This is a genomic window from Qipengyuania qiaonensis, from assembly GCF_019711515.1.
Lineage (GTDB): Bacteria > Pseudomonadota > Alphaproteobacteria > Sphingomonadales > Sphingomonadaceae > Qipengyuania > Qipengyuania qiaonensis.
In genome coordinates this window covers 44,047-69,277 of the sequence record NZ_JAIGNO010000005.1, presented here as the reverse complement: position 1 = coordinate 69,277, position 25,231 = coordinate 44,047, and the positions used below count along the sequence as shown (strand labels likewise).

Below are 25,231 nucleotides of genomic sequence, written 5' to 3'. Positions count from 1 at the left end.
CTCCGATCGCCCTCACAGGACCTTGTCGGGGCGCGGGTCGTGCCCGTGGCGGCTCTCCTTGCCGAACAGCCGGGTCAGCCGCTGGGCGAGCGTGCTGGCGGCCTTGCGCGCCGCATCGTCCACCGTGGCACCGTGCCCGGTCACGCCGACCGGCTTGCCGCCGCGCGGGCGCGCTTCGATGGTGCAGGCCTTGTCGTCATGGCCGTGCGTGTGGCGGTGATCGTTATGGATATGCACTTCCAGCCGCGTCAGCCGTTCGGAGAACCGCCCCAGCTTCTCGCGCACGCGCGCTTCGATCCGCTCGGCGACGTTGTCCGTACCCATCACGCTGCTGTCGGAATTGAACTGGACCTGCATGGCTTTTTTCTCCTTTTGCCGTTCCATCCTCTAACGCCCGAGATGGGGATTGCGCTCCGCATGTCCAGCGCAACCCGGCCACGCTCAGCCCCGGTTTCGCGGCGGTAACGGGCGAGACATGGACCGCATGTTACACTGTCCAGGCGCAAAAACAGCCGGCTTGTGCGGATCGGCGTCGGCTTGCGGGCGGGAGGCTGGGAGGACCGGGCGGTCGGTGCGGGTGTGCTGTCGGTCATCCGGCATGATGAGCCACAGACGGAGGTGTGTAGGAAAGTGGAATCGCCGGGTGCCGTTGCAAGGACGCGCCAAAAGAGCGAGAACCCGATTACTGTATCCCACAATCATCGCTTTATTCGATGAACCGGCAGCACCATCATGGCGGAATGACACGCGACCTGTCCAAGACGCTGAGCTTCCTCGCCCTCCATCTGCTGGTGGGCTTCACGGTCGCCTACATCTTCACCGGATCGATAGCGATCGCCGGGGGTATCGCGCTGGTCGAACCGTTGGTGAACGCTGTGGTGTTCTTCTTCCACGAGCGCGCGTGGGAACGCAAGGAACGCCCCGCAATGCTCGACGTGCTGCTGCACCGCCACGGGGCGGAGGAACGCTCGGCGGCGGGGTGACGCCAGCCGGTTCGGCGGCCTGCGGGCAATCCTGAACGGGCATCGCGGATCCGTAGCTCGCAGAAAACGGCCGCTGCCCGCCTCGATCGCGGGGTATCATAAAACGGACCAAACTTCGGGCTAATCGTCCGGCGAGCAAAGGCGGCTTGGCGGCAGGGGCGATAATCATGTCCGATTTGAGTGTGGCAACGTTCAATCTCTACAATCTCAACCTGCCGGGCCTGCCGATGTACCGGGACAGCGACGGCTGGTCGCAGGCGGAATACGACCGCAAGATCGACTGGATGGCCGGTCAGCTTGCCATCCTGAGAGCGGATGTGTTCGGCTTTCAGGAGCTGTGGCACGGACGCGCCCTGGAAGAGGCGTTCGCGGCTGCGGGCCTCGGCTCGCAATACGACCTGCTGGTGCCCGGCAACGAGGCAGCGGTTCCCGCCGACGGAACGAAGATCGTCTGCGCCGCGGCAGTTCGCAAGGGGCTGCTCGTCGATGGCGAAGCAGCCGAATGGATCGCGCAGTTTCCCGACGACTTCCTGCTGCAGGCCGACGGGGACCCGCAATCGCCGCGCATCAAGGTGGAACTGTCGGGCTTTCACCGCCCCGTCCTGCACTTCCAGATCCGCCCCCATCCCGACGAGGCTGCGGTCCACCTCTATGTCTGCCACCTCAAATCCAAGGCGCCCGCGACCATCTGGTTCGACGATTGGTACAAGGATGCGGAAGACACCTTCAAGCCGCACGCCTCCCATCTTGGCAGTGCGCTGTCGACCCTGCGACGGACGGCGGAAGCGACCGCGCTGCGATGGATGCTGACCGAGCGGATGAAGGGCAACGACACGCCGACGATAGTGCTCGGCGATCTCAATGACGGGCAGGATTCCAACACGCTCAACATCATTACCGAACAGCCCAAATTCCTCACCGCGCTCAGCAGCGGAGGCCGCGACAATGCGCTCTATTCGGCCCAAGCGATGCAGCAACTGCGCTCGCTGCGGGACGTCTACTACACGCATGTATACCAGGACGTTCGGGAAAGCCTGGATCACGTGCTGGCGAGCGAGCAGTTCTACGACATGTCGAAAAAGCGGATCTGGGCATTCGACGGACTGACGATCGAGAACGACCACCTCAATTTCGACAATCACAAGGAAAACGGCACGGGCGATCACGGCATCGTGATGGTGAAGTTCCGGCACAAGCCTGCTTGAACTGTGGTGGCCGGGGGCGCGCCGGTCAGGCTATCGCGATAAGACCGTTAATCGGGACGCGCCTTCGCGGAGCGCCCAGCGGCCGTGTTCGACATGGGTCGTCTTGCCGACCACGCTTTCCACCAGGACGATCTCGTCGACCAACCAGCCGATCGGTGCTATTGTCTGCGCCCCGAGGCGGTCCCCGCGATAATTGATCGTGACATGCGGTTCGGGCGTGGTGCCGTCCATGATCGGCGCTTTCGCCGCCAGCAAATGGTTTACCAGCGCCTGCTGAAACGCCCGCGCCTCGGCCAGCGACTCGCGGCTGCGCAGCGTCACTGCCTTGCGGTTCTCGATCCGGTCGAAGCGCAGCGGAAACGATGACGCGGCAAAACCGTCCAGCGCGGCAATGGTCGCAGGCAACCAGTCGGGCGGCGCATGGTGCAGATCGTAGAGCGAGATCAGCGTGACATGGAGCAGATGCGGCCCGCGCCCCGGATCGTTGCGCGGCAGGGCGACGATCCGCTCCTGCACCTCCGGCGGCGGCTTGGCCATGATGTAAAGGGGGTTTCGAGCACGCATGAGCGGGGTGTAGCATGGTGTGGACGCGAGGGGGACGGGTAGACGCTGGTGCGAGTCCCCTGGGGCCGCTACGCCAACTGCCATGGCCGAGCCCGTGACGATCCTGATCGATGCCGATGCCTGCCCGGTGAAGGAAGAAGTGTACCGCGTGGCCGAGCGCTATGGCGCACAGGTCCGCGTGGTCAGCAACAGCCCCTTCCGCGTGCCCGTCAGCGAGCGGGTCAAGCGCGTGGTGGTCTCGGACGGGACCGGCGGGCCCAAGTTCGACGCAGCGGACGACTGGATCGCGGAGAATGCGGGGCCGCGCAGCGTAGTGATCACCGCCGACATATTGCTGGCCGAACGCTGCCTGAAGGCTGGCGCGACCGTGCTGCGCCACGACGGCAAGCCCTTCGACGCCGCCAGCATCGGCAGCGCCCTCGCCACCCGCGCCATCATGGAAGACCTGCGCGCCGGGATGGACGGGGTTGGCGGCGGCCCGCCGCCGTTCGGCAAGGCGGACCGGTCGCGGTTCCTGCAGGCGCTGGACCGGGTGCTGGTGGGGATGGGGAATTAGAATTGTGCCCCCAAGATTGCTCGAACTGAATGTTGTTTCCGAGAACTGCTGACAGGCTAACTATTCAAGATGAGCGGTAAATATCGCCTGACCTGGTCCCGATCGCTTTCTTTCTCCTTTTCACTTAAGGCCTCATAAGGTGTTGCAATTTGCAACTCCCATTTTTTCACAAGATGCGAAGGAATTCGGAGTGATCCGTCTGACATTAGTTCGCACTGTTCGTGAAGATATTTTTGCCAATGCGCCCATCGCTCGTGCTCTAAGCTTGCCAATTCCTCCACAAGCCTGTGATCTTCGTTTTGATGGTCAGCTATTTCGGTCATCGTTTTATATAAGGCCTTTGGACGCGAGGCGGCGGTAATGCTCCCCTAGTGCTGTTAGCCGGACGCTTTTGCTTTGCATTGCTGCGTGCCACATATGTGGTGCGCCATCCGGCACAAGCAGACCAACACGATTAAAGTCCTGCAATATCGCAAAGACAGCATTCTTTTCGGGACACGGCGCTGGTAGATTAGGCGCGTCCGCCGATTTGAATTCTGGGCGCTCAGGTTCGAATGATGGATCTAGCGCAAATTCAAATCCCGGTTCAGGGAAGAACTCAGAGATTCTTCGTAGGTGCTCAACGTGGACCTGAGGTTTAACTTTCCGGAGCGATATGAACCGCTCAACATTCGTTTTGAAAACCGGTCTCTGGCCCCAAGTTCCTAATGATTGGTCGACATGCGCGTATACGCCGCCTGGTGTTACATCTCCCACGAGATTTGCGGCTGCCCCACCAAGAGCGTCGACCATCAGATTAGTGAAGATGCCTTGGCCGTTCTCTTCCTGCGCATACTGCTCGGCCGTCGAGGCGGTTAATATCGTCACGCCGTCTGCGATTTCAGTCATTGCAGGTTGAGCTGGGTGATCGCCAGCGATTCCGCTATGACAGCTATCGAGAACGATGACACGATTGAGAAACTTGGACTTGTTCGCCAAAATCAAAATTTCAGACAACGAAACGCCATCGTCGCCAGTCTTACAATCACCAGCGCATAGATAGCCGCCAGTCGCTTCAATATATCCGTGCCCAGCAAAATAAAGGAACGCGACCTCGCCTTTACCCGCGAAGAGTTCTCGAATTGCTTCCTTTGTTTGGTGACGGGTCAATAAATTCTTTTGATCGGTTCCAACCAAAAGATTCGTCTGAAAGTTAATCGAACCGTCTGTATGGCGGTCCAACATCGTTTTAATAGAATGGGCGTCGTTCACCGCACCGAAGAGCGGTGATATGTATTGATAATGATCAATTCCGACTACAAGGGCCCGACGCATTATCTGCCTCAAAGTGAATCGATAAAAGCGGTTATGTTGTCCCAAGTCCAAACTTTGGTGTTCACGCCTTCTACGTTCGTTCGGTCATCTGTGTAGGCCCAAAACCCCCGGAGCGGCACACCCTCGTCCTTGGCACATGAAATTTCCCACTTTTGGCCGCTCGATGTCAGCGAATTCTCACTTATCAGAGCGATAACGCCATCAGAGCGACGAATGCGGGTAGCCACGCGCTCCTTCCAATCCTTATCGTAGGGCTCCTTAACCGACATATCGATATACTCGAAAGGGCAATCAGTATTGAGTGACTGCCCCCGCAACAGGTCACGCTGCGCTTTGTCTTCCATCGCGAACGCCACGAAGATGGTTTTCTTATCTGCCATAATATATCTCCCTGCAACCGGCTGCAAATGGGGCTGAATTGACAGTTGTCAATACTATTCGCCCGGCAAATACAACCGCTCCCCCTTCTCACGATACACCTTGCTCATCTCCTCCATCCCCTCGCGCGCTTCCTCGGCCTCTTCGGCTGAGGTCTCGCGCTTGATATTCTCGCTCGCGAGGTAGCTGTCCGAGTTCTGCTTCGCCGCGAAGTCGCGCACTTCCTGCGTGATCTTCATCGAGCAGAATTTCGGCCCGCACATCGAGCAGAAATGCGCGGTCTTGGCGCCTTCCGCGGGGAGGGTCTGGTCGTGGTACTGCTCGGCCGTGTCGGGGTCGAGGCTGAGGTTGAACTGGTCGCGCCAGCGGAATTCGAAGCGGGCTTTCGACAGCGCATCGTCGCGGACCTTGGCGGCGGGGTGGCCCTTGGCAAGATCGGCGGCGTGGGCGGCGAGCTTGTAGGTGACCACGCCCACCTTCACATCGTCGCGGTCGGGCAGGCCGAGGTGCTCCTTGGGCGTGACGTAGCAGAGCATCGCGGTGCCGTACCAGCCGATCTGCGCCGCGCCGATGCCGCTGGTGATGTGGTCGTAGCCGGGCGCGATATCGGTTACCAGCGGGCCGAGCGTGTAGAACGGCGCCTCGCCGCACGCCTCCAGCTGCTTGTCCATGTTCTCCTTGATCTTGTGCATCGGCACGTGGCCGGGGCCTTCGATCATCACCTGCACGTCCTGCGCCCAGGCGCGCTTGGTCAGCTCGCCCAAAGTGTAGAGTTCGGCGAACTGGGCCTCGTCATTGGCGTCGGCGATGGAGCCGGGGCGCAACCCGTCGCCCAGCGAATAGGCGATGTCGTAGGCCTTCATGATTGCGGTGATCTCGTCGAAGCGTTCGTAGAGGAAGCTTTCCTTGTGATGCGCCAGGCACCATTTCGCCATGATCGAGCCGCCGCGGCTGACGATGCCGGTGACGCGCTTGGCGGTCATCGGCACGTAAGGCAGGCGCACGCCGGCGTGGATGGTGAAGTAGTCGACACCCTGCTCGGCCTGTTCGATCAGCGTGTCGCGGAAGATTTCCCACGTCAGGTCCTCGGCAATGCCGCCGACCTTTTCCAGCGCCTGGTAGATCGGCACGGTGCCGATGGGGACGGGGCTGTTGCGGATGATCCATTCGCGCGTGTCGTGGATGTTGCGGCCGGTGGAGAGGTCCATCACGGTGTCTGCGCCCCAGCGGATCGACCAGACCATCTTGTCGACCTCGCTCGCCACGTCGCTGGCGACCGCGGAGTTGCCGATATTGGCGTTGATCTTGACGAGGAAATTGCGCCCGATCGCCATCGGCTCGGTTTCGGGATGGTTGATGTTGGAAGGGATGATCGCGCGGCCGCGGGCCACCTCGTCGCGGACGAATTCGGGAGTGACGTAATCGGGCAGCTCGGCACCCCAGGGCTGGCCGTCGTTCCGCGCGATCAGGCGGGCGGCTTCGTCGCGCAGCATCTCGCGGCCCAGGTTCTCGCGCTCCGCCACATATTCCATCTCAGGCGTGATGATGCCGCGGCGGGCATAGTGCATCTGGCTGACATTCGCGCCGGCACGCGCGCGCAGGACGCGCTTGGCGACATTGGGGAAGCCGGGGACGCCGCCCGAGCGATCCGGGCCGAGCTGGCCGTTATCTTCCGGCTTCACTTCGCGCGCGTCATATTCCTCGACATCGCCGCGGGCCACGATCCATTCGCGGCGCTTCGCTGCGAGGCCCTTGCGGATGTCGATCTGCGCATCCGGATCGGTGTAGGGGCCGGACGTGTCGTAGACGCGCACGCTGGGTTCGCCGCCCTCGAGGTCGATCTCGCGCATGGCGACACGCACGCCGCTGCCGCTTTGCGCCCCGACATGGACCTTGCGGCTGCCGCGGATCGGGCCGGTGGTGACACCGATGTCGAACTTGGAATTGATGTCGGCCATGCGAAGTCTCTCCTCGAGGCGGAAGGCGGACTTCTGGCGATCACCAGCCCACTCCCTCCGCCGATGCTAATCGGTTCAGGTTCGACGGGTCGGGCGGCGCTTATCCCGCCCCTCTCAGCCAGTAGCTGGCTCCCCGGGGATGGGGCTGCAATAGGCGCGAATGGCGGGCGCGTCCAGTCAAGCAGGATCGATGCACCACCCACGCCCACTACCCCGCAATTATTGCGAATGATTATCATTCTCCTTGACTCTTGCGATTGGCTCGCATTAGCGGCACGCAAAAGTTCAGACGAGGAAATCATTCATGCCCATCGCTTCCCCCGCCGCACGCCTGCTCGCCTGCAGTGCGCTGGCACCCTGCCTGTTCGCCGCCGCGCCCGCGCTTGCCGAGGATGCGGTCGACGACAGCGAGCAGCGCACCATCGTGGTAACCGGCGCGCGGGACGAAGGCAGCACGGCGACCAAGACCGATACCCCGATCATCGAAACGCCGCAGCCGATCACGGTGATCGACGACGAACTCTACCTGGCGCAGGGCGCGGTCAGCATCGGCGATACGCTGAACTACGTGTCCGGGGTGACCGCCAATCCCTACGGTCCCGACAGCCGGGTCGACGGGGCCTTCGTACGCGGGATCAACGCGCTGCAGTTCCGCGACGGCATGCGCGACATCTTCAGCTTCTACGCCAGCATTCGCGCCGACCCCTATAATTTCGATCAGGTCGAACTGGTGCGCGGGCCGGCGTCGGTTCTCTTCGGTCAGGGCGCGCTGGGCGGGATCGTCAACCTCGTCTCCAAGCGCCCCGAATTCGACGCATCGGGCGAGGTTTCCCTGCGCTATGGATCGTTCGATCGCAAGGAAGCGCTGGTCGACGTGACCGGTCCGCTGGGCGATACGGTGGCCGCGCGGCTGGTCGCCCGCGTGCGCGATGCCGATACGCAGACCGATTACGTGCCCGACGACCGCGTGATGATCGCGCCCTCGATCACCTTCAAGCCCTCGCCCGACACCGATTTCACGCTGATCGGCCTCTATCAGGAGGATGACAGCGGTTCGACCTCGCAGTTCCTGCCGCTGGTCGGGACGATCCTGCCCAATCCCAACGGCCGGCTGCCCAACGATCTGTTCGTCGGCAAGCCCGGATGGGATCGCTACGATGGCCGCCTGCTGCAGGGGACCGCACTGTTCGAACACCGCTTCGGCGATAGCGCGCGGCTCAACCTCAAGGCACGCTATATCGACAGCGACCTGACCTATTTCACGCATTACGCCGACAGCTATTCCAACCCCGCGAATCCCTACATTCTGCTCGACCCCGTGACGGGCCAGCCCGTGCTCGATGGCGCGGGCGGTTTCGTGCCCGATCCCGAACAGCGCACGATGAGGCTCTATGTCGACGGGACGATTGCCCGGATGGAGATTTTCTCCACCGACAACAACGTCCAGTTCGATTTCGACACCGGGTCGGGCATCGAACACACGGTTCTGGCGGGCATCGATTACAGCTTCAACTCGGTCTACAAGACCGGCGGCTTCGCAGTCGAATATTTCGACATCTACGATATCGATTACGCCGCGCTGTCGGATTACGGCGGTGGCCTGCCGAGCCCGACTTCTGTCAACGAGGATGTCGATCAGGATCAGGTCGGCATCTATGTCCAGGACCAGATCCGCTTTGCCGACCGCGTATCGATCGTCCTCGGCGCGCGCCGCGACTGGACCAGCGCGCAGAGCATGGGCGGCGCGACGCGGCGCGATTCCGCAACGACCTTCCGCGCGGGCATTATCGGCGAAGTGGTCGACGGCATATCGCCCTTCTTCAGCTATACCGAAAGCTTCGAACCTATTGCGGGCACGGCGAGCGACGGCAGCGCCTTCGTCCCCAAAGCGGGCCGCCAGTTCGAAGCGGGGGTCAAGTTTCATCCAACCGACACCATCCTTGTCACCGTCACCGGCTACGACATCCAGGAAAGCAATCGACCGGTGTCCGACGACAGCACGGCAGATCCGTTCGACCAGATCCAGATCGGCGAACTGAATTCCAGGGGGATCGAACTGGAAGGCACTGCGGCACTGCCCGGGCGGCTCAACATCATCGCCAATGCGAGCTATAACGAGGCCGAGATTGCGGGCACCGGGCGCCAGCTCGACAACGTGCCCAAATTCAACGCGTCGCTCTGGACCACCAAGGGCTTTGCGCTTGGCGGGGATGCCTCTCTCCTGCTCGGTGCCGGCGTGCGGCACGTGGGCAAGAACCGGTCCTTCGGCGCGGCCTTCCCCGACGGCATCGTCACCCCGTCCTTCACCCTGGTCGATGCGCTGGCCGAGGTCGAGTTTGCCAACTGGAGTCTGGCGCTCAACGCCACCAACCTGTTCGACAAGCGCTATTATTCGGCCTGCCTTGCCCGCGGCGACTGCTTCATGGGGAGCGAGAGGAACATCATGGGCACCGTGAGCTACCGTTTCTGATGGCCGGGGACGCCGTCATGTTATCGGGCGCAGGGGCGGCGATCCTCGGGGTTGCGGTCCTGCGCCATTCATGGGGCCGGTCGGTCCGGTCGGTCCCGCTCAACACCGCCGGATGGCTGCTGCTGGCCATCGGTGCCATAAGCGGCTGGGCGGCCGCCGGGGCATGGGGTCTCGCGGTCGCGGCGCTGGTGGCGACGGGGACGGCCTGCCTGGCGCTCGCCCTGGCCGCTTTCGACAGGCCGAAGCATGCACGACGGATCAGGAACGGCCAGAATGGCACGGTGTCAGCCACACCGGGCGGCTGGCGCCGCGGCCTGCTGACCTTTGTTCTGACCGGACCGCTGGCCCTCGCCGTATCGGTTGCCGTAGCGCTAGCCGCGCGTACTCTGGCCATAAGCTGGCCGCTGGCGGAGGCCGATGGCAATGTCATGGTGCTGGGGCTCGTGCCGCTGGTCTGGCCGCTGCTCGCCTGCGCCATGCTCATGAACACGACGCGCCGTCCGCAGATCGCCCTGTTGGCCGTGCCGCTCGCACTCGCACTCCTGCCGCTGGTCGTATTGGGAAGCCGATCATGAAACCGCTATTCGCCAAGGACACCGTCCGCCAGGGCATTTCCGCGCATTCCGCGATCGGCCTGATCTGCTGTGCGCTGCTCTATCTGATCTGCGTCACCGGCACGGCGATCGTGCTGTACGAGGAATTCCAGCGACTCGAACAGCAGGGCGCGCCCGAAATGGGCGGCATCGCACCGGAGGCGGTCGACACGGCGATCGCCAATGTGGTGGCGTCCGAAGCAGGCAAGCAGCCGACCACGCATCTCTACGTGCATATGCCGACCGAAGCGCTGCCGCGCACGACCGTCACCACCGATAGGCAAGCCTTCCATGTCGACGCCGCCGGTGCCATCGCCGTGCCCGAGGAGAATGCCTGGGCGGAATTCCTGCTGGCGCTGCATTATCGGCTCAACCTTCCGGCGATCTGGGGGATGACGCTGGTCGGGCTGTTCGGGGCCATGATAGTGGCGCTGGCAGTGTCCGGCATCATCGCCCATCCGCGCATCTTCCGCGACGCCTTCCGGCTGCGCGCGCGGCGCAACGACGAGGTATCCACGCTCGACTGGCACAACCGGCTGGCGGTGTGGACCCTGCCCTTCGCGCTGGCAATCGCCCTGACGGGATCGATGATCGGCCTGTTCTACATCTCGGGCTACAGCCTTGCGGCGACAGCCTATGACGGCGACACCGAAGCCGCGCTCGCCCCGGTGTTCGGCGCGGAACCTGCCGGGGACGACACCCCGGCACCGCTGCCGAAAGTGGCGCCGGCGCTGGAATATATGGCCCGCGAATATCCCCATATCCGCGTGTCCTATGCCATCCTCCACGATCCGGGAACGCGTGGACAGCATCTCCAGATCGTCGGCGTGCACGGGCAGCGCCTGATCTTCGGCGAATATTATGCCTTCGGCGCGGACGGGACGTTCAGGGGCACGGCCGGACTGTCCGACGGAACGACCGGCCAGCAATTCGCCGCGTCGATCTATAATCTCCATTTCGGCAATTACGGCGGGTTGCCGGTCAAGCTGGCCTATATCCTCTTCGGGATCGCGCTCAGTATCGTGGTGTCGACCGGAACCTTCATCTGGCTCAACAAGCAGGAGCGCAAGGGCAGCCCGCGTCCCGTCATCCGTGCAGGCTGGTGGGGCGTCACCATCGGCATGCCCGTGGCGATTGTCGCCACGCTGCTGGCGCGGCTGGGGGTTGGGAACGAGGCGCCCTTCGTCGCCATCTTCTGGCTCGTCGCCCTCGCGGCGGTGGCCATGGCCATCGTCCTGTCGCGGCGCCCGGGAGCGCGCGATGCGGACCCGGCGGTCCCGGAATTTGCGCCCTAGCGCAGCATCGGTATAGCGGCCCTCACCAAGTTTCAGGAGAGGACCGTAACACTATGACCCTTCGCGTGCCGCTTACCGCTGCCACCCTGCTCGCCTCCGTCTCGCTCGCCGCACAGGCGCAGGCCCGGCCGATGACGGCGGAAGACGTCGCCCGGCTCGAAGGCGTGGGTAGCATCGCCGTTTCGCCCGATGGCAGCCGGATCGCCTATACCACCGCCAGCCTGCCCGACGTGACCGACGGCGAGGAAAACGGCGCGACCGAAGAGCGGCTCAACCTCGCCTATGGTCCGAACAGCGCCCGCGCCTTCCTGCCCGAAGATATCGACGTTTCGAACGTGACCTTCTCGCCCGATGGCCGGATGGTCGGTTTCGTCTGGGCCGACGAAGACGAAAAGGCCGCGGTCTGGGGCATTCCAGTCGATGGCGGTGCGCAGCGCAAGCTGGCCGCGGTCGAAGGCGCTGCGGTGCGCAGCTACGCCTGGTCGCCCGATGGCGGCACGATCTGGATGCTCGCCGGTGCCGACGAGAACGAGGTGCGCGAGAAACAGTCGAAAGCCGGTTTCGATTCGATCGTTTACGAGGAAGAGGCGAAGCTCAACCGCCTGTTCTCGGCCCGGGCAGGCGATGAGGTCGATGCCAAGCCGAAAGCCGTCACCATCCCCGGCTATGTCAGCGCCTTCCGCGTCGCACCCGACGGCCGGCTTGGCGTTGTCGACAGCGCGCCAACGCCGCAGATCGACGATGAGTATACCTCCAAGCGCGCCCACATCCTCGATCTCGCCAGCGGCAAGGTGGTGCGCGTGGTCGAAACGCCGGGCAAGCTTGGCGATATCGAAGTCTCGCCCGACGGCAAGCAGCTTTCGATGATCGCGGGCGTCGACATGAACGATCCGGCGGATACGACGCTGCATCTCGTCGATATCGCCACCGGCGAATACCGCGCCCTGAATGCGGGCGCGCCCGAGGCGGCGATCGATGCCGAATGGCTACCCGACGGGCGGCTCGCGGCGGTGATCCACAAGGGCGCGCAGAGCGCGCTGCGGATCTACAATGCCGACGGCACGGTCGCGGCCGAACACGATGGCGGCGCCCTGATCCTCACCGCCGTCGAGGCGGGCGGCGGCACCATCGCGGTCGAAGCCAACAGTCCGCAGCACCCGACCGAACTGTTCGTCTGGTCGAACAACGCCTTCCAGCGCTGGACGACGCATAATCCATGGCTGTCGGAGATCGATTTCGGCAAGCAGCGGGCCTTCACCTATACCGCGCGCGACGGCCAGCAGGTCGAAGGCGTGCTGATCGAGCCCGTGGGCCGCATTCCGCGCGGCGGCGCACCGCTGATCCTGAACGTCCATGGCGGGCCGGAAGCGCATGACAGCAATGGCTGGCAGACCGCCTATTCCAAGCCCGGCCAGGTCGCGGCAGGGCAGGGCTATGCGGTATTCCTGCCGAACTATCGCGGTTCGACGGGGTACGGCACCGCCTTTTCCAAGCAGCATACGGGCAATTACACCGATCCCGAATTCACCGATCTGGTCGATGCCAAGCGCGCGCTGGTCGCGGAAGGCATTGCCGATGCGGATCGCACCGGGATCACCGGTGGATCCTATGGCGGCTATGCCACCGCGTGGAGTTCGACCTTCGCGAGCGAGGAATTCGCCGCGGGCGTGATGTTCGTGGGCATTTCGAACCAGATCAGCAAGTTCGGCACCACAGACATTCCCTACGAAATGTACAATGTCCATTCGGGCAAATGGCCGTGGGACGACTGGCAGGGCATGCTCGAAGTCTCGCCGATCTACCATGTCGACAAGGCGAACACGCCGCTGCTGATCATGCACGGCGCCGACGATACCCGCGTCGCGCCGAGCCAGAGCTATGAACTGTATCGCAGCATGAAGGTGCGCAAGCCCGATGTGCCGGTACGGCTGGTGCTCTATCCGGGCGAAGGGCATGGCAACCGCAAGGCGGCCGCGCGCTACGAATACAATCTGCGCATGATGCGCTGGTTCGACACCTATCTGAAGACCGGCGACCGCGACGCACCGCTTCCGCCAGCCCGCCCCGATCTGCCAGCGGGCACGACGGGAACCGCCAGCGAGGAATAGCTTCCCGACGGACAAAGGAGAGGGCCGCCCGGCGATTTGTCGGGCGGCCCTTTGTTCGTGTCGAGACTGTGCCTTACTGGCCGCCGCCGGCGATCCAGGCGTCGATCTTGGCCTCCAGCACCGGCAGCGGCATATCGCCGGTATCGAGCACCTGTTCGTGGAATTTGCGCACGTCGAACGCGTCGCCCAGTGCGGCAGTGGCTTTCGCGCGCAGTTCCTTGATCTTCAATTCGCCCGTCTTGTAGGCCAGCGCCTGCGCCGGCATCACGATGTAGCGCGCGGTTTCGCTTTCCGCGAAGTCGCGTGCCTGGCCGTTGGCCACCATATATTCGATGGCTTTCTCGCGGCTCCAGCCGAGCGCATGCATGCCCGTATCGACCACCAGCCGCACGGCCCGCAGCAGCTCCCCGCCCTGAAGCGCGTCGAGCCGGTGGATCGGATTGTCGTACAGGCCGAGTTCGTAGCCGAGGCTTTCGGCATAGAGCCCCCAGCCCTCGCTGAACGCGGTGAAGCCGCCGTAACGCATGAATTCGGGCAGCTCCTCGTTCTCGATGGCGAACATCGACTGAAAGTGATGGCCCGGATTGCCCTCGTGCATGTAGAGCGCGATCGAGGTGCCGAGCTTGCGCTCTGCGACATTGTAGCCGCTGAAATAGAATATGCCCGGACGCGATCCGTCTGCCTTGCCGGACATGTAGCTGGCGGCGAGATTGAATTTCTCGCGATAGGGTTCGTAGGGTTCGATGCGCAGCTCGGTCTTGGGCTGGCGCAGGAACAGCCGGTCCATCAGCGGATCGACCTGTTCGGCCACATCGTACCAGGCCGCCTGCAGATCGGCCTTGGTGGTGTAGGTTTCATCCGTGCGGCCGCCCGCCTCGGCCTTGGCTTCCTCGATCGCGGCATTGATGCGGGCGACTTCCGCCAGACCGGTTTCGTGGACCTGCTGGGCGGTCAGCGGCAGGGTGGTGTTGTCTTCGATCCGGTAGGCGTAATAGGCCTCGCCGCCCGGATTGTCGGTCGCCGCGATAGTCGTGCGCGCCTGCGCCAGATATTCGTCGGCGAGGTAATCGCGCAGCTTTTTATAGGCGGGCATCAGCGTGCCGGTCAGCACTTCGCGATGCTCCTGCGTCAGCCGGTCCCGTTCGGCCTGCGGAATGCTGTCGGGAAAATTCGCAACCGGCGCCCAATAGGGGCTTTCCTCGATCGGTGCATCCAGTTGCACCCCCAACTGTTCGATCATCAGCTCGACCGACATGCGCGGCAGGGTGATGCCCGCCGCAGCCCCGGCCTCGAAGCGGGCGATAGCCTGATCGACGACCTTCGCCATTTCGCGATGCCGGCTAAAATTGTTCTCGTAATCTTCGACCGTGTCATACGGCATCAGGGCACCGGGGGCGGAGAAGCGCGGGTAGAAGACATGCAACCCGCGGAAATGGTCGATCGGCAGCGCCAGCACGGTCGGCAGGACGTCGGCGGAGGTCATCGCCAATGTGCGCTGCTGGGTGTATTCGAAAACGTTGTAGGCGATCCGGTCGGTCTCGCTCAGGGCATCGCGGTCCACACCGGCGAGCTCGGCCAGATTGGCCTCGGCAGCCGCACGCTCGGCGGCATAGCTGGCGGGAGAAAAGTCGCCCAGCCTGTCCGCGTCCGAAAAGTCGTCGCGGAAGAAAGCGGAAATCGGGTTGCGGTCGAGCGCTTCGGCTTCGCTGCGTTCGAACAGCGCATGGAGCTTGGCCGTCTCGTGCTCGCCGGCGGACATGCCCGCGTGATGCCCGGAATGGTCCTGCGCGACAGCAGGCGTGGAAACCGTGGCGCAGGCGATGGCGATCGCCGATGCGAGGCGGGTGTAATTGCGGTTCATCGATGTGTCTCCCCTGAGATGCGGCGCGGAGGCTAGCGGTACTCGGCGTCGGCGCAAAGCCCCATCGATCAACGGTTTGCTAATGTCCGCGAACGGCGTTTTACGGCTCTTCGCCCAGGATGGCGGGCAGGCGCAGACCTTTCTCGCGGGCACAGTCCACCGCTTCGTCGTAGCCCGCATCGGCATGGCGCATGACGCCGGTGGCCGGATCGTTCCACAGCACGCGCTCCAGCCGCCGCGCCGCGTCCTCGGTGCCGTCCGCGACGATCACCATGCCGGCATGCTGGCTGAACCCCATGCCCACGCCGCCGCCATGATGCAGGCTGACCCAGGTGGCCCCGCTGGCGGTGTTGAGCAGCGCATTCAGCAGCGGCCAGTCACTGACCGCGTCGCTGCCATCTTTCATCGCCTCGGTCTCGCGATTGGGGCTGGCGACCGAACCGGAATCGAGGTGGTCGCGCCCGATCACGACCGGGGCCTTGAGTTCGCCGCTCGCGACCATCTCGTTGAACGCCATGCCCAGCCGGTGGCGGTCGCCCAGCCCCACCCAGCAGATGCGCGCGGGCAGGCCCTGAAAGGCAATCCGCTCGCGCGCCATGTCCAGCCAGTTGTGCAGGTGATGGTTGTCGGGCAGCAGCTCCTTCACCCTGGCGTCGGTCTTGTAGATATCCTCCGGGTCGCCCGACAGCGCGGCCCAGCGGAACGGGCCGATCCCGCGACAGAATAGCGGGCGGATATAGGCGGGCACGAAGCCGGGAAAGGCGAAGGCATTCTCCAGCCCCTCTTCCAGCGCGACCTGCCGGATATTGTTGCCGTAATCGAGCGTGGGCACGCCAGCGTCCCAGAAGGCGAGCATCGCCTCGACCTGCTTGCGCATCGAGGCGCGCGCGGCTGTCTCGACCGCCTTGGGATCGCTTTCGCGCTTCGCGCGCCATTCGCCCATGGTCCAGCCGAGGGGGAGGTAGCCATTGACCGGATCGTGCGCGCTGGTCTGGTCGGTGACGATATCGGGCCGCACGCCGCGCTTCACCAGTTCGGGAAAAATTTCTGCGGCATTGCCCAGCAGGCCGACCGATTTCGCTTCGCCCGCGGCGGTCCAGCGCTCGATCATCGCCAGCGCCTCGTCCACAGTCTGGGCTTTCTCGTCGAGATAGCGGGTGCGCAGGCGGAAATCGATCGACTCCGGATTGCATTCGACCGCCAGACAGCAGGCCCCCGCCATCACCGCGGCGAGCGGCTGCGCGCCGCCCATTCCGCCCAGCCCGCCGGTGAGGATCCACTTGCCCGTCAGATCGCCGCCATAATGCTTGCGGCCCGCCTCCACGAAGGTTTCGTAAGTGCCCTGCACGATGCCCTGCGTGCCGATATAGATCCACGATCCGGCGGTCATCTGGCCGTACATCATCAGGCCTTTTCTATCGAGCTCGCTGAAATGGTCCCAATTGGCCCAATGCGGCACCAGATTGGAATTGGCGATCAGCACGCGCGGCGCATCGGCATGGGTGCGGAACACGCCCACTGGCTTGCCCGACTGAACGAGCAGCGTCTCGTCGTCGGCGAGCGTCTTGAGGCTGGACAGGATCGCCTCGAAATCGCCCCAGCTGCGCGCCGCCCGGCCGATCCCGCCATAGACCACCAGTTCGTCGGGGTTTTCCGCCACCTCGCGGTCGAGATTGTTCTGGATCATCCGGAACGGCGCCTCGGTCTGCCAACTGCCGCAGGTGAGATCGGGCCCGGTCGGCGCCTTGATCTCGCGGGCGTTGCGGCGGTCGATACTCATGCAAGCTCTCCGAATGTGCTTTCGATACCCGCAAAGACTTCCGCCAGCGTATCGCGCAGGTCGGCGGCCTTGTCGGGCGAGAAGGCGAAGGGCGGTTCCTCCGCTTCGAGATAGGTGGATTGCGCGATTTCCATCTGGATCGCGTGGATGTTCCGGTCCGGCTCTCCGTAATGCCGCGTGGTCCAGCCGCCGCGGAACCGCCCGTTGACGACATAGCTATAGGGGCCGTTGGCGCAGGCCATGGCCACTTCGCGCTCGATGGCCGGGGCGCAGGTCGCGCCGTTATCGGTGCCGATATTGAGATCGGGCAGCCGACCTTCGAACAGGAAGGGCAGGCACGACTGGATCGAATGGCAATCGTACAGCACGGCGAACCCATGCTGGCCGCGCACCCGGTCGATCTCGGCACGCAGCGCCGCGTGATAGGGTGCATGGAAGGCTTTGCGCCGCCGCGCGATCTCCGCTTCGTCCGGCTCCTCCTGCCACAATGGATGGTTCTCGAAATCGACCATCGGCACGAGGCCGGTCGTATTCTGGCCGGGATAGAGGCTCGCTCCGTCCGGCGGGCGATTGGCGTCGATGACGTAGCGGTTGAACTCGGCGCGCACGATAGTCGCATCGGGCAGAAGCCCGTCGTAAAGCTGCGGAACGTGCCAGTCCGTATCGGCCAGCATCCCGCCCCGCGCGGTCAGGGTCGCCCGGATATCCTCCGGCACGAAAGTGCCCGAATGCGGCTGCGCCAGCACGATGGGCGAGCTGCCGGGTATGACGGTAACTGGGTTCATGGCGCAAACCCGGCAATAGTCTCTGCCGCAATGCCGTCTGCCAGCGGCGCAGAGCCGAGCAGTGTTGCCATGGCGTCGATGTCCGGTTCCATCAGCCGATCCTCGGTCAAAGCGGGCGAGGCCTGGCGAATTCGGCCGATGGCCTGCTGCAAAACGCCACTGGTCTCCAGCGGAGCGCGACATTCCACGCCCTGCGCGGCGGTCATGGCCTCGATGCCGAGAATGGCGGCAAGATTGGCGTTCATCTCCAGCAGACGGCGCGCGCCGTGGCAGGCCATCGACACGTGATCTTCCTGATTGGCCGAGGTCGGCGTACTGTCCACCACGCGCGGATTGGCCAGCGCCTTGTTCTCGCTCATCAGCGCGGCGCTGGTGACTTCCGCGATCATCAGGCCCGATTGCAGGCCCGGCGACGGGGCGAGGAAAGCCGGCAGGCCGAAACTGAGCGCCGGATCGACCAGCAGCGCGATCCGCCGCTGGGCGATGGCGCCTATTTCGGACACCGCAATGGCGATCCCGTCCGCCGCCATCCCGACCGGTTCGGCATGGAAGTTCCCACCCGACACGATCGACCCGTCGGACAGGACCAGCGGATTGTCGGTCGCGGCATTGGCCTCGATCCGCAGCACATCGCCCGCATGGGCAAGCTGGTCGAGACAGGCGCCGATCACCTGCGGCGCGCAGCGCAGGCAATAGGGGTCCTGCACGCGCAGATCGTCTTCGCGGTGGCTTTCGCGGATCTGCGACCCGTCCAGCAGATCGCGAATGGTCTGTGCCGACACGATCTGGCCGCGATGGCCGCGCAGGGTGTGAATTTCCTCGTGGAAGGGCGCGGTCGATCCCATCGCCGCGTCGAGCGAGAGGGCCGTCGTGACCAGCGAATTGATCGCCAGCCGCCAGCTGTCGAACAGCGCCGCCAGCGCCAGCCCGGTCGAAACCTGCGTGCCGTTGAGCAGCGCCAGCCCCTCCTTCGCTTCGAGCACCAGCGGTTCGAGCCCCGCACGCTGGAGCGCCTCGCCCGCAGCAATGCGCTCGCCCCTGTAGAATGCGTCACCCTCGCCGATCAGCGTGGCGGCGACATGGGCCAGCGGGGCCAGGTCGCCCGATGCCCCGACCGAGCCTTTCTCCGGCACGACGGGCGTAACGCCCGCCTCGACAAGCTGTTGCAGCCGCTCGACCACGACGGGCCGCACCCCCGAAGCTCCGCGCCCCAGCGAAAGGCATTTGAGCGCGATAATGAAACGCACGATTTCGGGCGCGAGCGGTTCGCCGAAACCGGCGCTGTGCGACAGCACCAGATTGCGCTGCAGAGTGCCGAGATCGGTGTTGCCGATCCGCACGCTGGCGAGCTTGCCGAAGCCGGTATTGACGCCGTAGATCGCCTCGCCCGATCCCACGGCTGCGGTCAGCCGGTCCGCCGAAGCCGCGACGTCTGCCATCGCCGCATTGTCGATCCGGAAGGGATCGGCGCAGCGATACAGCGCCTCCAGCTCCGCCAGGCCGAGCGTTCCGGGCGACAGATCATGCATCGTGATACGTTCCTGCGCCAATCCGGCCGCGCAGCAAATGCCCGCCGATCCAATAGCTGAGATAATCGGGATGGGGTGCGTCCCATATGGCAAGATCGGCGCGCTTGCCCGGTTCGATCGTGCCGTACTCGGCCTCGAGCCCCAGCGCCTTCGCGCCGTTGCGGGTCGCGCCAGCGAGCGCTTCTTCGGCGGTCATGCGGAACAGGGTGCAGCCCATGTTCATGGCGAGGCGCAGCGAGGAGAGCGGCGAACTTCCCGGATTGCAATCGGTCGCCAACGCCATCGCCACCCCCGCCTCGCGCAATGCATCCATCGGCGGCAGGCGCGTTTCGCGCAGGGCATAGAAGGCGCCGGGCAGAAGCACCGCCACCACGTCTTTTTCCGCCAGCAGTAGCGCATCTTCCGGGGCCAGCCATTCGAGGTGATCGGCCGAGAGGGCGTCGTATTCCGCCGCCAGCACGGCGCCCTTGAGGTCGCTCAACTGCTCGGCATGAAGCTTGACGCGAAGTTGCAGATCGAGCGCTTGATCGAACACCCGACGCATCTGTTCGGGCGTAAAACCGATGCCTTCACAGAACCCGTCAACCGCATCGACCAACCGTTCGGCAGCGGCAGCCTCGAGACCGGGGATCGCCACTTCGTCGATATAGCGATCGGCTTCGCCTTCGAATTCGGGCGGCAGGGCGTGGGCGGCCAGCCAACTGGTGCGGATGCGCACCGGCCGCTTCGCTTCGATGGCGCGGGCGACGCGGAGCATGCGCAGTTCGTGTTCGATGCTGAGGCCATAGCCCGACTTCACCTCGATCACGGCGACGCCATCGGCAATCAGATCGTCGACGCGGCGTAGCGCGCTGGCGAGCAGTTCCTCGTCCGACGCGTCGCGCGTGGCGGACACGGTCGATCGGATGCCGCCGCCCGCGCGGGCGATTTCCTCATAGCTGGCGCCTTCAAGCCGGAGCGCGAATTCGCGGCTGCGATCCCCGCCGAAAACCAGATGCGTATGGCAATCCACCAGCGCCGGCGTGACGAGCGCGCCGCCGAGATTGTGCTGCTCCACCCCGGTCCAGTCCTGCGGCAGTTCCGCCCTCGCGCCGACCCAAGCGATGCGCCCGTCGGCCACTGCAATCGCGGCATCCCGGACAAGCCCATAGGGCGCCCCGCCCGTCACCATCGTCGCAGCGCTGCAATGGGTGAAGACTCGACCTGCCATGCTCTTGCGCGTCTCCTCGCTCTGTGATTATGTATGCACATAATATAAGAAAGGCGCAACGGCCAATGGCTGGCATCATCTCGGCACGGCAGGTCCTCACGCCCTCGGGCTGGCTGGCCGATCATGCGATCCATGTCGACGATGGCGGGACGATTGCCGAGGTTTCGCCGCGCGGTTTCGATGCCGCTGCGGCAGTCGGCACCGCCCTGCCCGGTATGGCCAATGTCCACACCCACAGCTTCCAGCGCGCCATGGCCGGTCTGGCCGAAGCGCGCGGGCCGGAAGGGTCGGACGATTTCTGGACCTGGCGCAAGGTCATGTACCGCTTCCTCGATATCCTCGCGCCGCATCACATCGAAGCAATCGCCGCACAGGTTCAGCTCGAAATGGCAGAGGCAGGTTACACCGCGTCGGCCGAATTTCATTACCTGCATCACACTTTCGGCGGCGGAAAATTCGACGATCCGGCCGAAATGTCGAACGCCATCTTCGCCGCGAGCGAGGCCAGCGGCATCGGCCTTACCCATTTGCCGGTGCTCTATACCTATGGCGGGCTGGACAAGCGCCCGCTCGCGGGGGGGCAGTTGCGGTTCGGCAATTCGATCGACGAATTCGAGACGCTCCACGCAGCAATTGCCAGCAATATCCGTAACTTGCCCGCAGACTTCCGCCTCGGCGCCGCCCCGCATTCGCTCCGCGCCGTCGACCGCGAAGGGCTCGAAGCCTGCCTGGCGCTATGCCCGGACGGCCCGATCCACATCCACGCCGCCGAGCAGGTGAAAGAGGTCGAGGAGGTCGAAGCGCACCTTCGGGCACGCCCGGTGCGCTGGCTGCTCGACAACATGCCGGTCGACCACCGCTGGTGCCTGATCCACGCCACCCATCTCGAGATGGGAGAGGTGGCCGATCTCGCCTCTTCGCAAGCCGTCGCCGGCCTGTGCCCCACCACCGAAGCCAATCTCGGCGACGGGATATTCGCGGCTCGAGAGTATCTCTCCGCCGGGGGGCGCTTCGGCATCGGCTCGGATTCGAACATCCGCCTCTCGGTTGCGGAAGAACTGCGCATGCTCGAAGTTTCGCAGCGCCTGAAGCATCGCCAGCGCGCCGTGCTGACCGACAATGCCACCCGTTCGAACGGTCGCTATCTCTACGAACGCGCAGCCGAAGGCGGAGCGCAGGCGATCGGGCGCCAGGCGGGCGCGATCGCGCCGGGCCAGCTTGCAGACATTGTCGCCCTGCGCGACGATCTGCCGTTTCTCGACTGGCCGCAGCCCGACCAGCGGCTCGATGCGTGGATCTTCGGCGTGGAAGGCCCCGCCGTGAGCAATGTCTGGTCCGCCGGTCGCCACATCGTGCGAAACGGCGAGCATATCCGCGCTGCCGATATCCGCGCCCGCTTCGCCAGCACTATTCGCGAACTGGGCGCTGCGCTGTGAACGCCATCAGCCATAGCGGCATTCGCGAGGCGATCCGGGCACGCATCGTCGCGGGCGAATGGAAGCTGGGCGAACTCATTCCCGGCGAAGCGGATTTCGCCGAGGAGTATGGCTGCTCGCGCACCACGGTGAACCGCGCGCTGCAGGCACTGGCCGATGAAGGCATCGTCGAGCGCAAACGCAAGGGCGGCACGCGCGTTCGGCCATTGCCGCTACCGCCGGCGCAACTGCGCATTCCGCTGCTGCGCGAACAGGTCGAGGAAAGCGGCGCGGGATACCGTTGCGAGATCCGCGAGCGGAAGCTGGCATCGGTGCCGGCAGATCTGCGCGGGCGATTGAAGCTGGGACGCGGCGACCGCGCCGTCTATCTTGAAACCCTTCACCTTGCCGATGATCGCCCCTTCGCGTTCGAGACCCGCTGGGTGAACCTCGCCACGGTCCCCGAATTCGAGCATGCCGAGTTCGGCGACCTCAGCGCCAATGAATGGCTCGTCCGCAGGGTGCCATTCACGCGCGGCGAAGTCGCCATCTCGGCCAGTGCCGCCACCGCGGACGTCGCCGCGATCCTCGGTGCGACCGAAGGCGCCGCCCTGTTCACCATGGAGCGGACGACCTGGCTAGACGATCGCCCGGTCACGGCCATGACGCTGATATATGCGGCCGGCTACCGGCTCGAATTCACGATCTAGCGGTGGTGGCAAAGGGTGGCGCGGTGCGCCGATGCGTTCGCAAGGAGCGCCCAGCCGTGCGGCATGCCACGAATTCGGCAAAAACAGGGCGCATGGCGAGAGCCGGGTCGCAGGAATCGGCACGCACAGCCTATCCGAAGGAGATGCAAACATGAGCTTCGTTACCACGAAAGACGGCGTCGAGATCTTCTACAAGGACTGGGGCCCCAAGGATGCGCAGCCGATCATGTTCCACCATGGCTGGCCGCTGAGCGCCGACGACTGGGACGCGCAGCTGCTGTTCTTCCTGGCGGAGGGCTATCGCGTGATCGCTCACGACCGGCGGGGACATGGCCGCTCGAGCCAGGTCGATAGCGGTCACGATATCGAGCATTACGCCGCCGATGCCGCGGCCGTCGTCGAAGCACTCGACCTGCGCGGAGCCGTCCATATCGGCCATTCGACGGGCGGCGGCGAAGTCGCGCGCTATGTCGCGAAGCATGGCGAGCCGGCAGGCCGGGTGGCGAAGGCCGTGCTGGTCTCCGCAATCCCGCCCCTCATGCTGCAGACCGCCGACAATCCCGAGGGTACGCCGAAGGAGGTCTTCGACGGTTTCCGGTCCGCGCTGGCCGTGAACCGCGCGCAATTTTTCCGCGATGTCCCTTCCGGCCCGTTCTACGGCTTCAACCGCCCGAATGCGGAAGTCCATGAAGGGATGATCCAGAACTGGTGGCGACAGGGCATGATGGGCAGCGCCAAGGCACATTACGACGGCATCGCGGCGTTCTCCGAAACCGATCAGACCGAAGACCTCAAGGCGATCAGCGTGCCGACGCTGGTGATGCACGGCGATGACGATCAGGTGGTGCCCATCGGACCTTCCGCCCACAAGGCGATCAAGCTGCTTAGCAACGGCACGCTGAAGGTCTATTCCGGCTATTCGCACGGCATGTTGTCGGTCAATGCGGATGTGCTGAACGCCGATCTACTGGCCTTCGTCGCGAGCTGACGGCCGATCAAAGCTACCTTCAAACTTCCGGTTTCGGTGTGGGCTGGAGGTCGGCTCTGAAGGAGCGCAAACGCAAGCGGAGTGGGAGCGGCCAACCTGGATAAAATCGCCGAGTGAGGGTGGGCGTCGCCTAGTCCGTAAGAACACGCGAAATCGCGAGGCCTGCCGTCTCCGCGACTTCGAGCAGTCGATTACGGTCCAAGCCATTGCGAGCCTGAGCCGAGAGGCCCACCATGGTTGTACAAACGTAGTCCGCCAGTAGGTCGGCGCTTTCAGGGTGCCGCTGTGCGATATATTCGCGGATCGCTTCTTGCGCTGCCACGCTGTAGGCGCTGGCAGCCTGTCGCGCATCTGCGTCGTTGCTGCGAGTTCCCTCGAGCACAAGGCATCCGGTGGCATCGGGATCGGCCGCATACTGACGTGCCGCTTCCGTCAACAGATCGACAAGCGATGCCTCGACCAATCGGTCTGTGCGCAAGATGTCCTGAAGGGGAATGGCTCCCGTGCAGGCCCAGCGTTGGAGAACCTGGTCGTACAACCCGGCCTTGCTGCCGAAAGCCGCGTAGAAACTGGGTGCATTGATGCCTATCGCGCTGGTTACGTCGGCCACGCTGACCCCGTCATAACCGCGCGAATGAAAGAGGCCCTGGGCAGTCGCCACCGCCTCGCCAGGGTCGAAACTCCGCGGGCGGCCTCTTCGTCGGGATATATTTTTATCGCTCACTACAAAATCTCTTGAACGGTGTCGGTCGCCTATTATGTAGTGCGCCCTATATTAAACATCAAGGAAGGCAGTTGGCCATGTTTCAAGGTAAACGCGTACTCGTCCTCGGCGGTAGCCGAGGCATTGGAGCCGCGATCGTGCGGCGTTTGGCAAACGACGGAGCGAAAGTGATTTTCACCTACGCCGGTTCGCCGGAAGCCGCCAAGACGCTGGCGGACGACACGGGCACGACGGCGGTCCACACCGACAGCGCCGATCGCGACGCGGTTATAGACCGTGTACGGGAAAGCGGACCGCTGGATATCCTGGTCGTAAATGCCGGTTTCGCCATATTCGGCGATGCGCTGGAACAGGATCCGGACGAGGTCGACAGGATGCTCAGCGTCAATGTCCACGCACCCTACCACGCATCGGTGGAGGCAGCGCGCCAGATGCCGGAGGGCGGCCGGATCATCGTGATCGGATCGGTCAATGGCGACCGCATGCCGCTGCCGGGAATGGCGTCTTATGCGCTCAGCAAGTCCGCGCTGCAGGGCATGGCGCGCGGTCTGGCGCGCGATTTCGGGCCACGGGGGATCACGATCAATGTGGTTCAGCCTGGTCCGATCGATACCGACGCCAATCCCGAAGACGGGCCGATGCGCGATCTGATGCACAGTTTCTTGGCCATCAAGCGCCACGGCCGGCCCGAGGAAGTCGCCGGCATGGTCGCCTGGCTGGCCGGACCCGAAGCCGGCTTCGTGACCGGTGCCATGCACACGATCGATGGGGCCTTTGGAGCCTGACAACCGGCGGCGGCCATGGC

The 25,231-nt window shown here is 64.2% G+C and carries 23 protein-coding genes and 1 riboswitch; of the genes, 11 read left to right on the top strand and 12 right to left on the bottom strand.

Annotated elements, in window-relative coordinates; translation table 11 throughout:
- Nucleotides 1–12: 12 nt before the first annotated feature.
- Nucleotides 13–357, bottom strand: a complete 345-nt coding sequence (locus tag K3174_RS09595) for an HPF/RaiA family ribosome-associated protein (protein ID WP_221558048.1) — start codon at nt 355–357, stop codon at nt 13–15.
- A gap of 383 nt (nt 358–740) precedes the next feature.
- Here K3174_RS09595 and K3174_RS09590 point away from each other — a divergent pair, with 383 nt between their 5' ends.
- Nucleotides 741–983 (top strand): DUF2061 domain-containing protein, encoded by a 243-nt coding sequence (locus K3174_RS09590; protein WP_221558047.1) that lies wholly within the window; start codon nt 741–743, stop codon nt 981–983.
- A gap of 167 nt (nt 984–1,150) precedes the next feature.
- Entirely contained in the window at nt 1,151–2,188 is a 1,038-nt protein-coding gene (locus K3174_RS09585; protein WP_221558046.1) for an endonuclease/exonuclease/phosphatase family protein, read from the top strand.
- Between the two features lie 30 nt (nt 2,189–2,218).
- Here the strand turns inward: K3174_RS09585 and K3174_RS09580 are convergent, their stop codons facing one another.
- Nucleotides 2,219–2,725, bottom strand: coding sequence for a 2'-5' RNA ligase family protein (locus K3174_RS09580; RefSeq protein WP_221558045.1), 507 nt, complete (start codon nt 2,723–2,725; stop codon nt 2,219–2,221).
- Between the two features lie 109 nt (nt 2,726–2,834).
- Here K3174_RS09580 and K3174_RS09575 point away from each other — a divergent pair, with 109 nt between their 5' ends.
- Nucleotides 2,835–3,308: a YaiI/YqxD family protein gene (locus tag K3174_RS09575; protein ID WP_221558200.1), complete on the top strand. Its 474-nt coding sequence runs from the start codon at nt 2,835–2,837 to the stop codon at nt 3,306–3,308.
- Nucleotides 3,309–3,364: 56 nt separating this feature from the next.
- Here K3174_RS09575 and K3174_RS09570 read toward each other — a convergent pair whose 3' ends face one another.
- Genes K3174_RS09570 through thiC form a run of 4 tightly spaced genes read right to left on the bottom strand, consistent with a single transcriptional unit; the run spans nt 3,365 to nt 6,958 of the window.
- Entirely contained in the window at nt 3,365–3,631 is a 267-nt protein-coding gene (locus K3174_RS09570; protein ID WP_221558044.1) for a hypothetical protein, read from the bottom strand.
- Between the two features lie 4 nt (nt 3,632–3,635).
- A complete protein-coding gene (locus tag K3174_RS09565) occupies nt 3,636–4,622 on the bottom strand; it encodes a caspase family protein (RefSeq protein WP_221558043.1) in 987 nt (328 codons plus the stop codon).
- 8 nt (nt 4,623–4,630) lie between these two features.
- Nucleotides 4,631–5,002, bottom strand: a complete 372-nt coding sequence (locus tag K3174_RS09560; RefSeq protein ID WP_221558042.1) for a toll/interleukin-1 receptor domain-containing protein — start codon at nt 5,000–5,002, stop codon at nt 4,631–4,633.
- A gap of 54 nt (nt 5,003–5,056) precedes the next feature.
- Nucleotides 5,057–6,958, bottom strand: a complete 1,902-nt coding sequence (gene thiC / locus K3174_RS09555; RefSeq protein WP_221558041.1) for a phosphomethylpyrimidine synthase ThiC — start codon at nt 6,956–6,958, stop codon at nt 5,057–5,059.
- 33 nt (nt 6,959–6,991) lie between these two features.
- A riboswitch (TPP riboswitch) is annotated at nt 6,992–7,104 on the bottom strand.
- Nucleotides 7,105–7,262: 158 nt separating this feature from the next.
- Here thiC and K3174_RS09550 point away from each other — a divergent pair.
- The 4 genes from K3174_RS09550 to K3174_RS09535 are packed head-to-tail and all read left to right on the top strand — an operon-like array spanning nt 7,263 to nt 13,424.
- On the top strand, nt 7,263–9,428 hold the full coding sequence (locus K3174_RS09550; RefSeq protein WP_221558040.1) for a TonB-dependent siderophore receptor: 2,166 nt from the start codon (nt 7,263–7,265) through the stop codon (nt 9,426–9,428).
- Nucleotides 9,428–10,003 carry a hypothetical protein gene (locus K3174_RS09545; RefSeq protein ID WP_221558039.1) on the top strand — a complete coding sequence of 192 codons (576 nt, stop codon included), beginning with the start codon at nt 9,428–9,430 and terminating at the stop codon, nt 10,001–10,003. The genes K3174_RS09550 and K3174_RS09545 overlap by 1 nt, the downstream gene beginning before the upstream one ends.
- Nucleotides 10,000–11,316, top strand: coding sequence for a PepSY-associated TM helix domain-containing protein (locus tag K3174_RS09540; RefSeq protein WP_221558038.1), 1,317 nt, complete (start codon nt 10,000–10,002; stop codon nt 11,314–11,316). The genes K3174_RS09545 and K3174_RS09540 overlap by 4 nt, the downstream gene beginning before the upstream one ends.
- A gap of 53 nt (nt 11,317–11,369) precedes the next feature.
- Nucleotides 11,370–13,424 (top strand): S9 family peptidase, encoded by a 2,055-nt coding sequence (locus K3174_RS09535; protein ID WP_221558037.1) that lies wholly within the window; start codon nt 11,370–11,372, stop codon nt 13,422–13,424.
- A gap of 73 nt (nt 13,425–13,497) precedes the next feature.
- On the opposite strand, the gene K3174_RS09530 is transcribed toward K3174_RS09535, so the two are convergent.
- The 5 genes from K3174_RS09530 to hutI all read right to left on the bottom strand — a co-directional run bounded on the left by K3174_RS09530 (nt 13,498) and on the right by hutI (nt 20,589).
- Nucleotides 13,498–15,285, bottom strand: a complete 1,788-nt coding sequence (locus K3174_RS09530; RefSeq protein WP_221558036.1) for a DUF885 domain-containing protein — start codon at nt 15,283–15,285, stop codon at nt 13,498–13,500.
- Between the two features lie 100 nt (nt 15,286–15,385).
- Entirely contained in the window at nt 15,386–17,065 is a 1,680-nt protein-coding gene (hutU, locus tag K3174_RS09525; protein WP_221558035.1) for a urocanate hydratase, read from the bottom strand.
- A complete protein-coding gene (gene hutG, locus K3174_RS09520) occupies nt 17,062–17,850 on the bottom strand; it encodes an N-formylglutamate deformylase (RefSeq protein ID WP_221558034.1) in 789 nt (262 codons plus the stop codon). The genes hutU and hutG overlap by 4 nt, the downstream gene beginning before the upstream one ends.
- Nucleotides 17,847–19,379 carry a histidine ammonia-lyase gene (hutH, locus tag K3174_RS09515; RefSeq protein ID WP_221558033.1) on the bottom strand — a complete coding sequence of 511 codons (1,533 nt, stop codon included), beginning with the start codon at nt 19,377–19,379 and terminating at the stop codon, nt 17,847–17,849. The genes hutG and hutH overlap by 4 nt, the downstream gene beginning before the upstream one ends.
- Nucleotides 19,372–20,589: an imidazolonepropionase gene (gene hutI / locus K3174_RS09510; RefSeq protein WP_247712059.1), complete on the bottom strand. Its 1,218-nt coding sequence runs from the start codon at nt 20,587–20,589 to the stop codon at nt 19,372–19,374. Before hutI ends, hutH begins: the two co-directional genes overlap by 8 nt.
- A gap of 65 nt (nt 20,590–20,654) precedes the next feature.
- Here hutI and K3174_RS09505 point away from each other — a divergent pair, with 65 nt between their 5' ends.
- From K3174_RS09505 to K3174_RS09495, 3 genes are all read left to right on the top strand, one after another.
- A complete protein-coding gene (locus K3174_RS09505; protein ID WP_221558032.1) occupies nt 20,655–22,025 on the top strand; it encodes a formimidoylglutamate deiminase in 1,371 nt (456 codons plus the stop codon).
- The gene (gene hutC / locus K3174_RS09500) at nt 22,022–22,714 is read left to right on the top strand and encodes a histidine utilization transcriptional repressor HutC (protein ID WP_221558031.1); all 693 of its coding nucleotides are present in this window, start codon (nt 22,022–22,024) and stop codon (nt 22,712–22,714) included. Before K3174_RS09505 ends, hutC begins: the two co-directional genes overlap by 4 nt.
- A gap of 151 nt (nt 22,715–22,865) precedes the next feature.
- A complete protein-coding gene (locus tag K3174_RS09495) occupies nt 22,866–23,702 on the top strand; it encodes an alpha/beta fold hydrolase (protein WP_221558030.1) in 837 nt (278 codons plus the stop codon).
- 130 nt (nt 23,703–23,832) lie between these two features.
- On the opposite strand, the gene K3174_RS09490 is transcribed toward K3174_RS09495, so the two are convergent.
- A complete protein-coding gene (locus tag K3174_RS09490) occupies nt 23,833–24,363 on the bottom strand; it encodes a TetR/AcrR family transcriptional regulator (protein ID WP_221558029.1) in 531 nt (176 codons plus the stop codon).
- Nucleotides 24,364–24,497: 134 nt separating this feature from the next.
- On the opposite strand from K3174_RS09490, the gene bdcA reads away from it, so the two are divergent.
- Complete coding sequence (gene bdcA, locus K3174_RS09485; protein ID WP_247712058.1) at nt 24,498–25,211, top strand: SDR family oxidoreductase; 714 nt, start codon at nt 24,498–24,500, stop codon at nt 25,209–25,211.
- The last annotated feature ends 20 nt before the right edge of the window (nt 25,212–25,231 follow it).

Excerpts from the sequence above, each read along its gene's own strand:
- K3174_RS09575 (WP_221558200.1), top strand. The coding sequence starts at position 2,835 with ATGGCCGAGCCCGTGACGATCCTGATCGATGCCGATGCCTGCCCGGTG.
- K3174_RS09545 (WP_221558039.1), top strand. The coding sequence starts at position 9,428 with ATGGCCGGGGACGCCGTCATGTTATCGGGCGCAGGGGCGGCGATCCTC.
- hutG (WP_221558034.1), bottom strand. The coding sequence starts at position 17,850 with ATGAACCCAGTTACCGTCATACCCGGCAGCTCGCCCATCGTGCTGGCG.
- K3174_RS09595 (WP_221558048.1), bottom strand. The coding sequence starts at position 357 with ATGCAGGTCCAGTTCAATTCCGACAGCAGCGTGATGGGTACGGACAAC.
- K3174_RS09585 (WP_221558046.1), top strand. The coding sequence starts at position 1,151 with ATGTCCGATTTGAGTGTGGCAACGTTCAATCTCTACAATCTCAACCTG.
- K3174_RS09550 (WP_221558040.1), top strand. The coding sequence starts at position 7,263 with ATGCCCATCGCTTCCCCCGCCGCACGCCTGCTCGCCTGCAGTGCGCTG.
- K3174_RS09560 (WP_221558042.1), bottom strand. The coding sequence starts at position 5,002 with ATGGCAGATAAGAAAACCATCTTCGTGGCGTTCGCGATGGAAGACAAA.
- K3174_RS09505 (WP_221558032.1), top strand. The coding sequence starts at position 20,655 with ATGGCTGGCATCATCTCGGCACGGCAGGTCCTCACGCCCTCGGGCTGG.
- K3174_RS09495 (WP_221558030.1), top strand. The coding sequence starts at position 22,866 with ATGAGCTTCGTTACCACGAAAGACGGCGTCGAGATCTTCTACAAGGAC.
- K3174_RS09535 (WP_221558037.1), top strand. The coding sequence starts at position 11,370 with ATGACCCTTCGCGTGCCGCTTACCGCTGCCACCCTGCTCGCCTCCGTC.
- K3174_RS09530 (WP_221558036.1), bottom strand. The coding sequence starts at position 15,285 with ATGAACCGCAATTACACCCGCCTCGCATCGGCGATCGCCATCGCCTGC.
- hutU (WP_221558035.1), bottom strand. The coding sequence starts at position 17,065 with ATGAGTATCGACCGCCGCAACGCCCGCGAGATCAAGGCGCCGACCGGG.
- K3174_RS09565 (WP_221558043.1), bottom strand. The coding sequence starts at position 4,622 with ATGCGTCGGGCCCTTGTAGTCGGAATTGATCATTATCAATACATATCA.
- K3174_RS09540 (WP_221558038.1), top strand. The coding sequence starts at position 10,000 with ATGAAACCGCTATTCGCCAAGGACACCGTCCGCCAGGGCATTTCCGCG.
- K3174_RS09590 (WP_221558047.1), top strand. The coding sequence starts at position 741 with ATGACACGCGACCTGTCCAAGACGCTGAGCTTCCTCGCCCTCCATCTG.
- hutH (WP_221558033.1), bottom strand. The coding sequence starts at position 19,379 with ATGCATGATCTGTCGCCCGGAACGCTCGGCCTGGCGGAGCTGGAGGCG.
- thiC (WP_221558041.1), bottom strand. The coding sequence starts at position 6,958 with ATGGCCGACATCAATTCCAAGTTCGACATCGGTGTCACCACCGGCCCG.
- hutI (WP_247712059.1), bottom strand. The coding sequence starts at position 20,589 with ATGGCAGGTCGAGTCTTCACCCATTGCAGCGCTGCGACGATGGTGACG.
- K3174_RS09570 (WP_221558044.1), bottom strand. The coding sequence starts at position 3,631 with ATGACCGAAATAGCTGACCATCAAAACGAAGATCACAGGCTTGTGGAG.
- K3174_RS09580 (WP_221558045.1), bottom strand. The coding sequence starts at position 2,725 with ATGGCCAAGCCGCCGCCGGAGGTGCAGGAGCGGATCGTCGCCCTGCCG.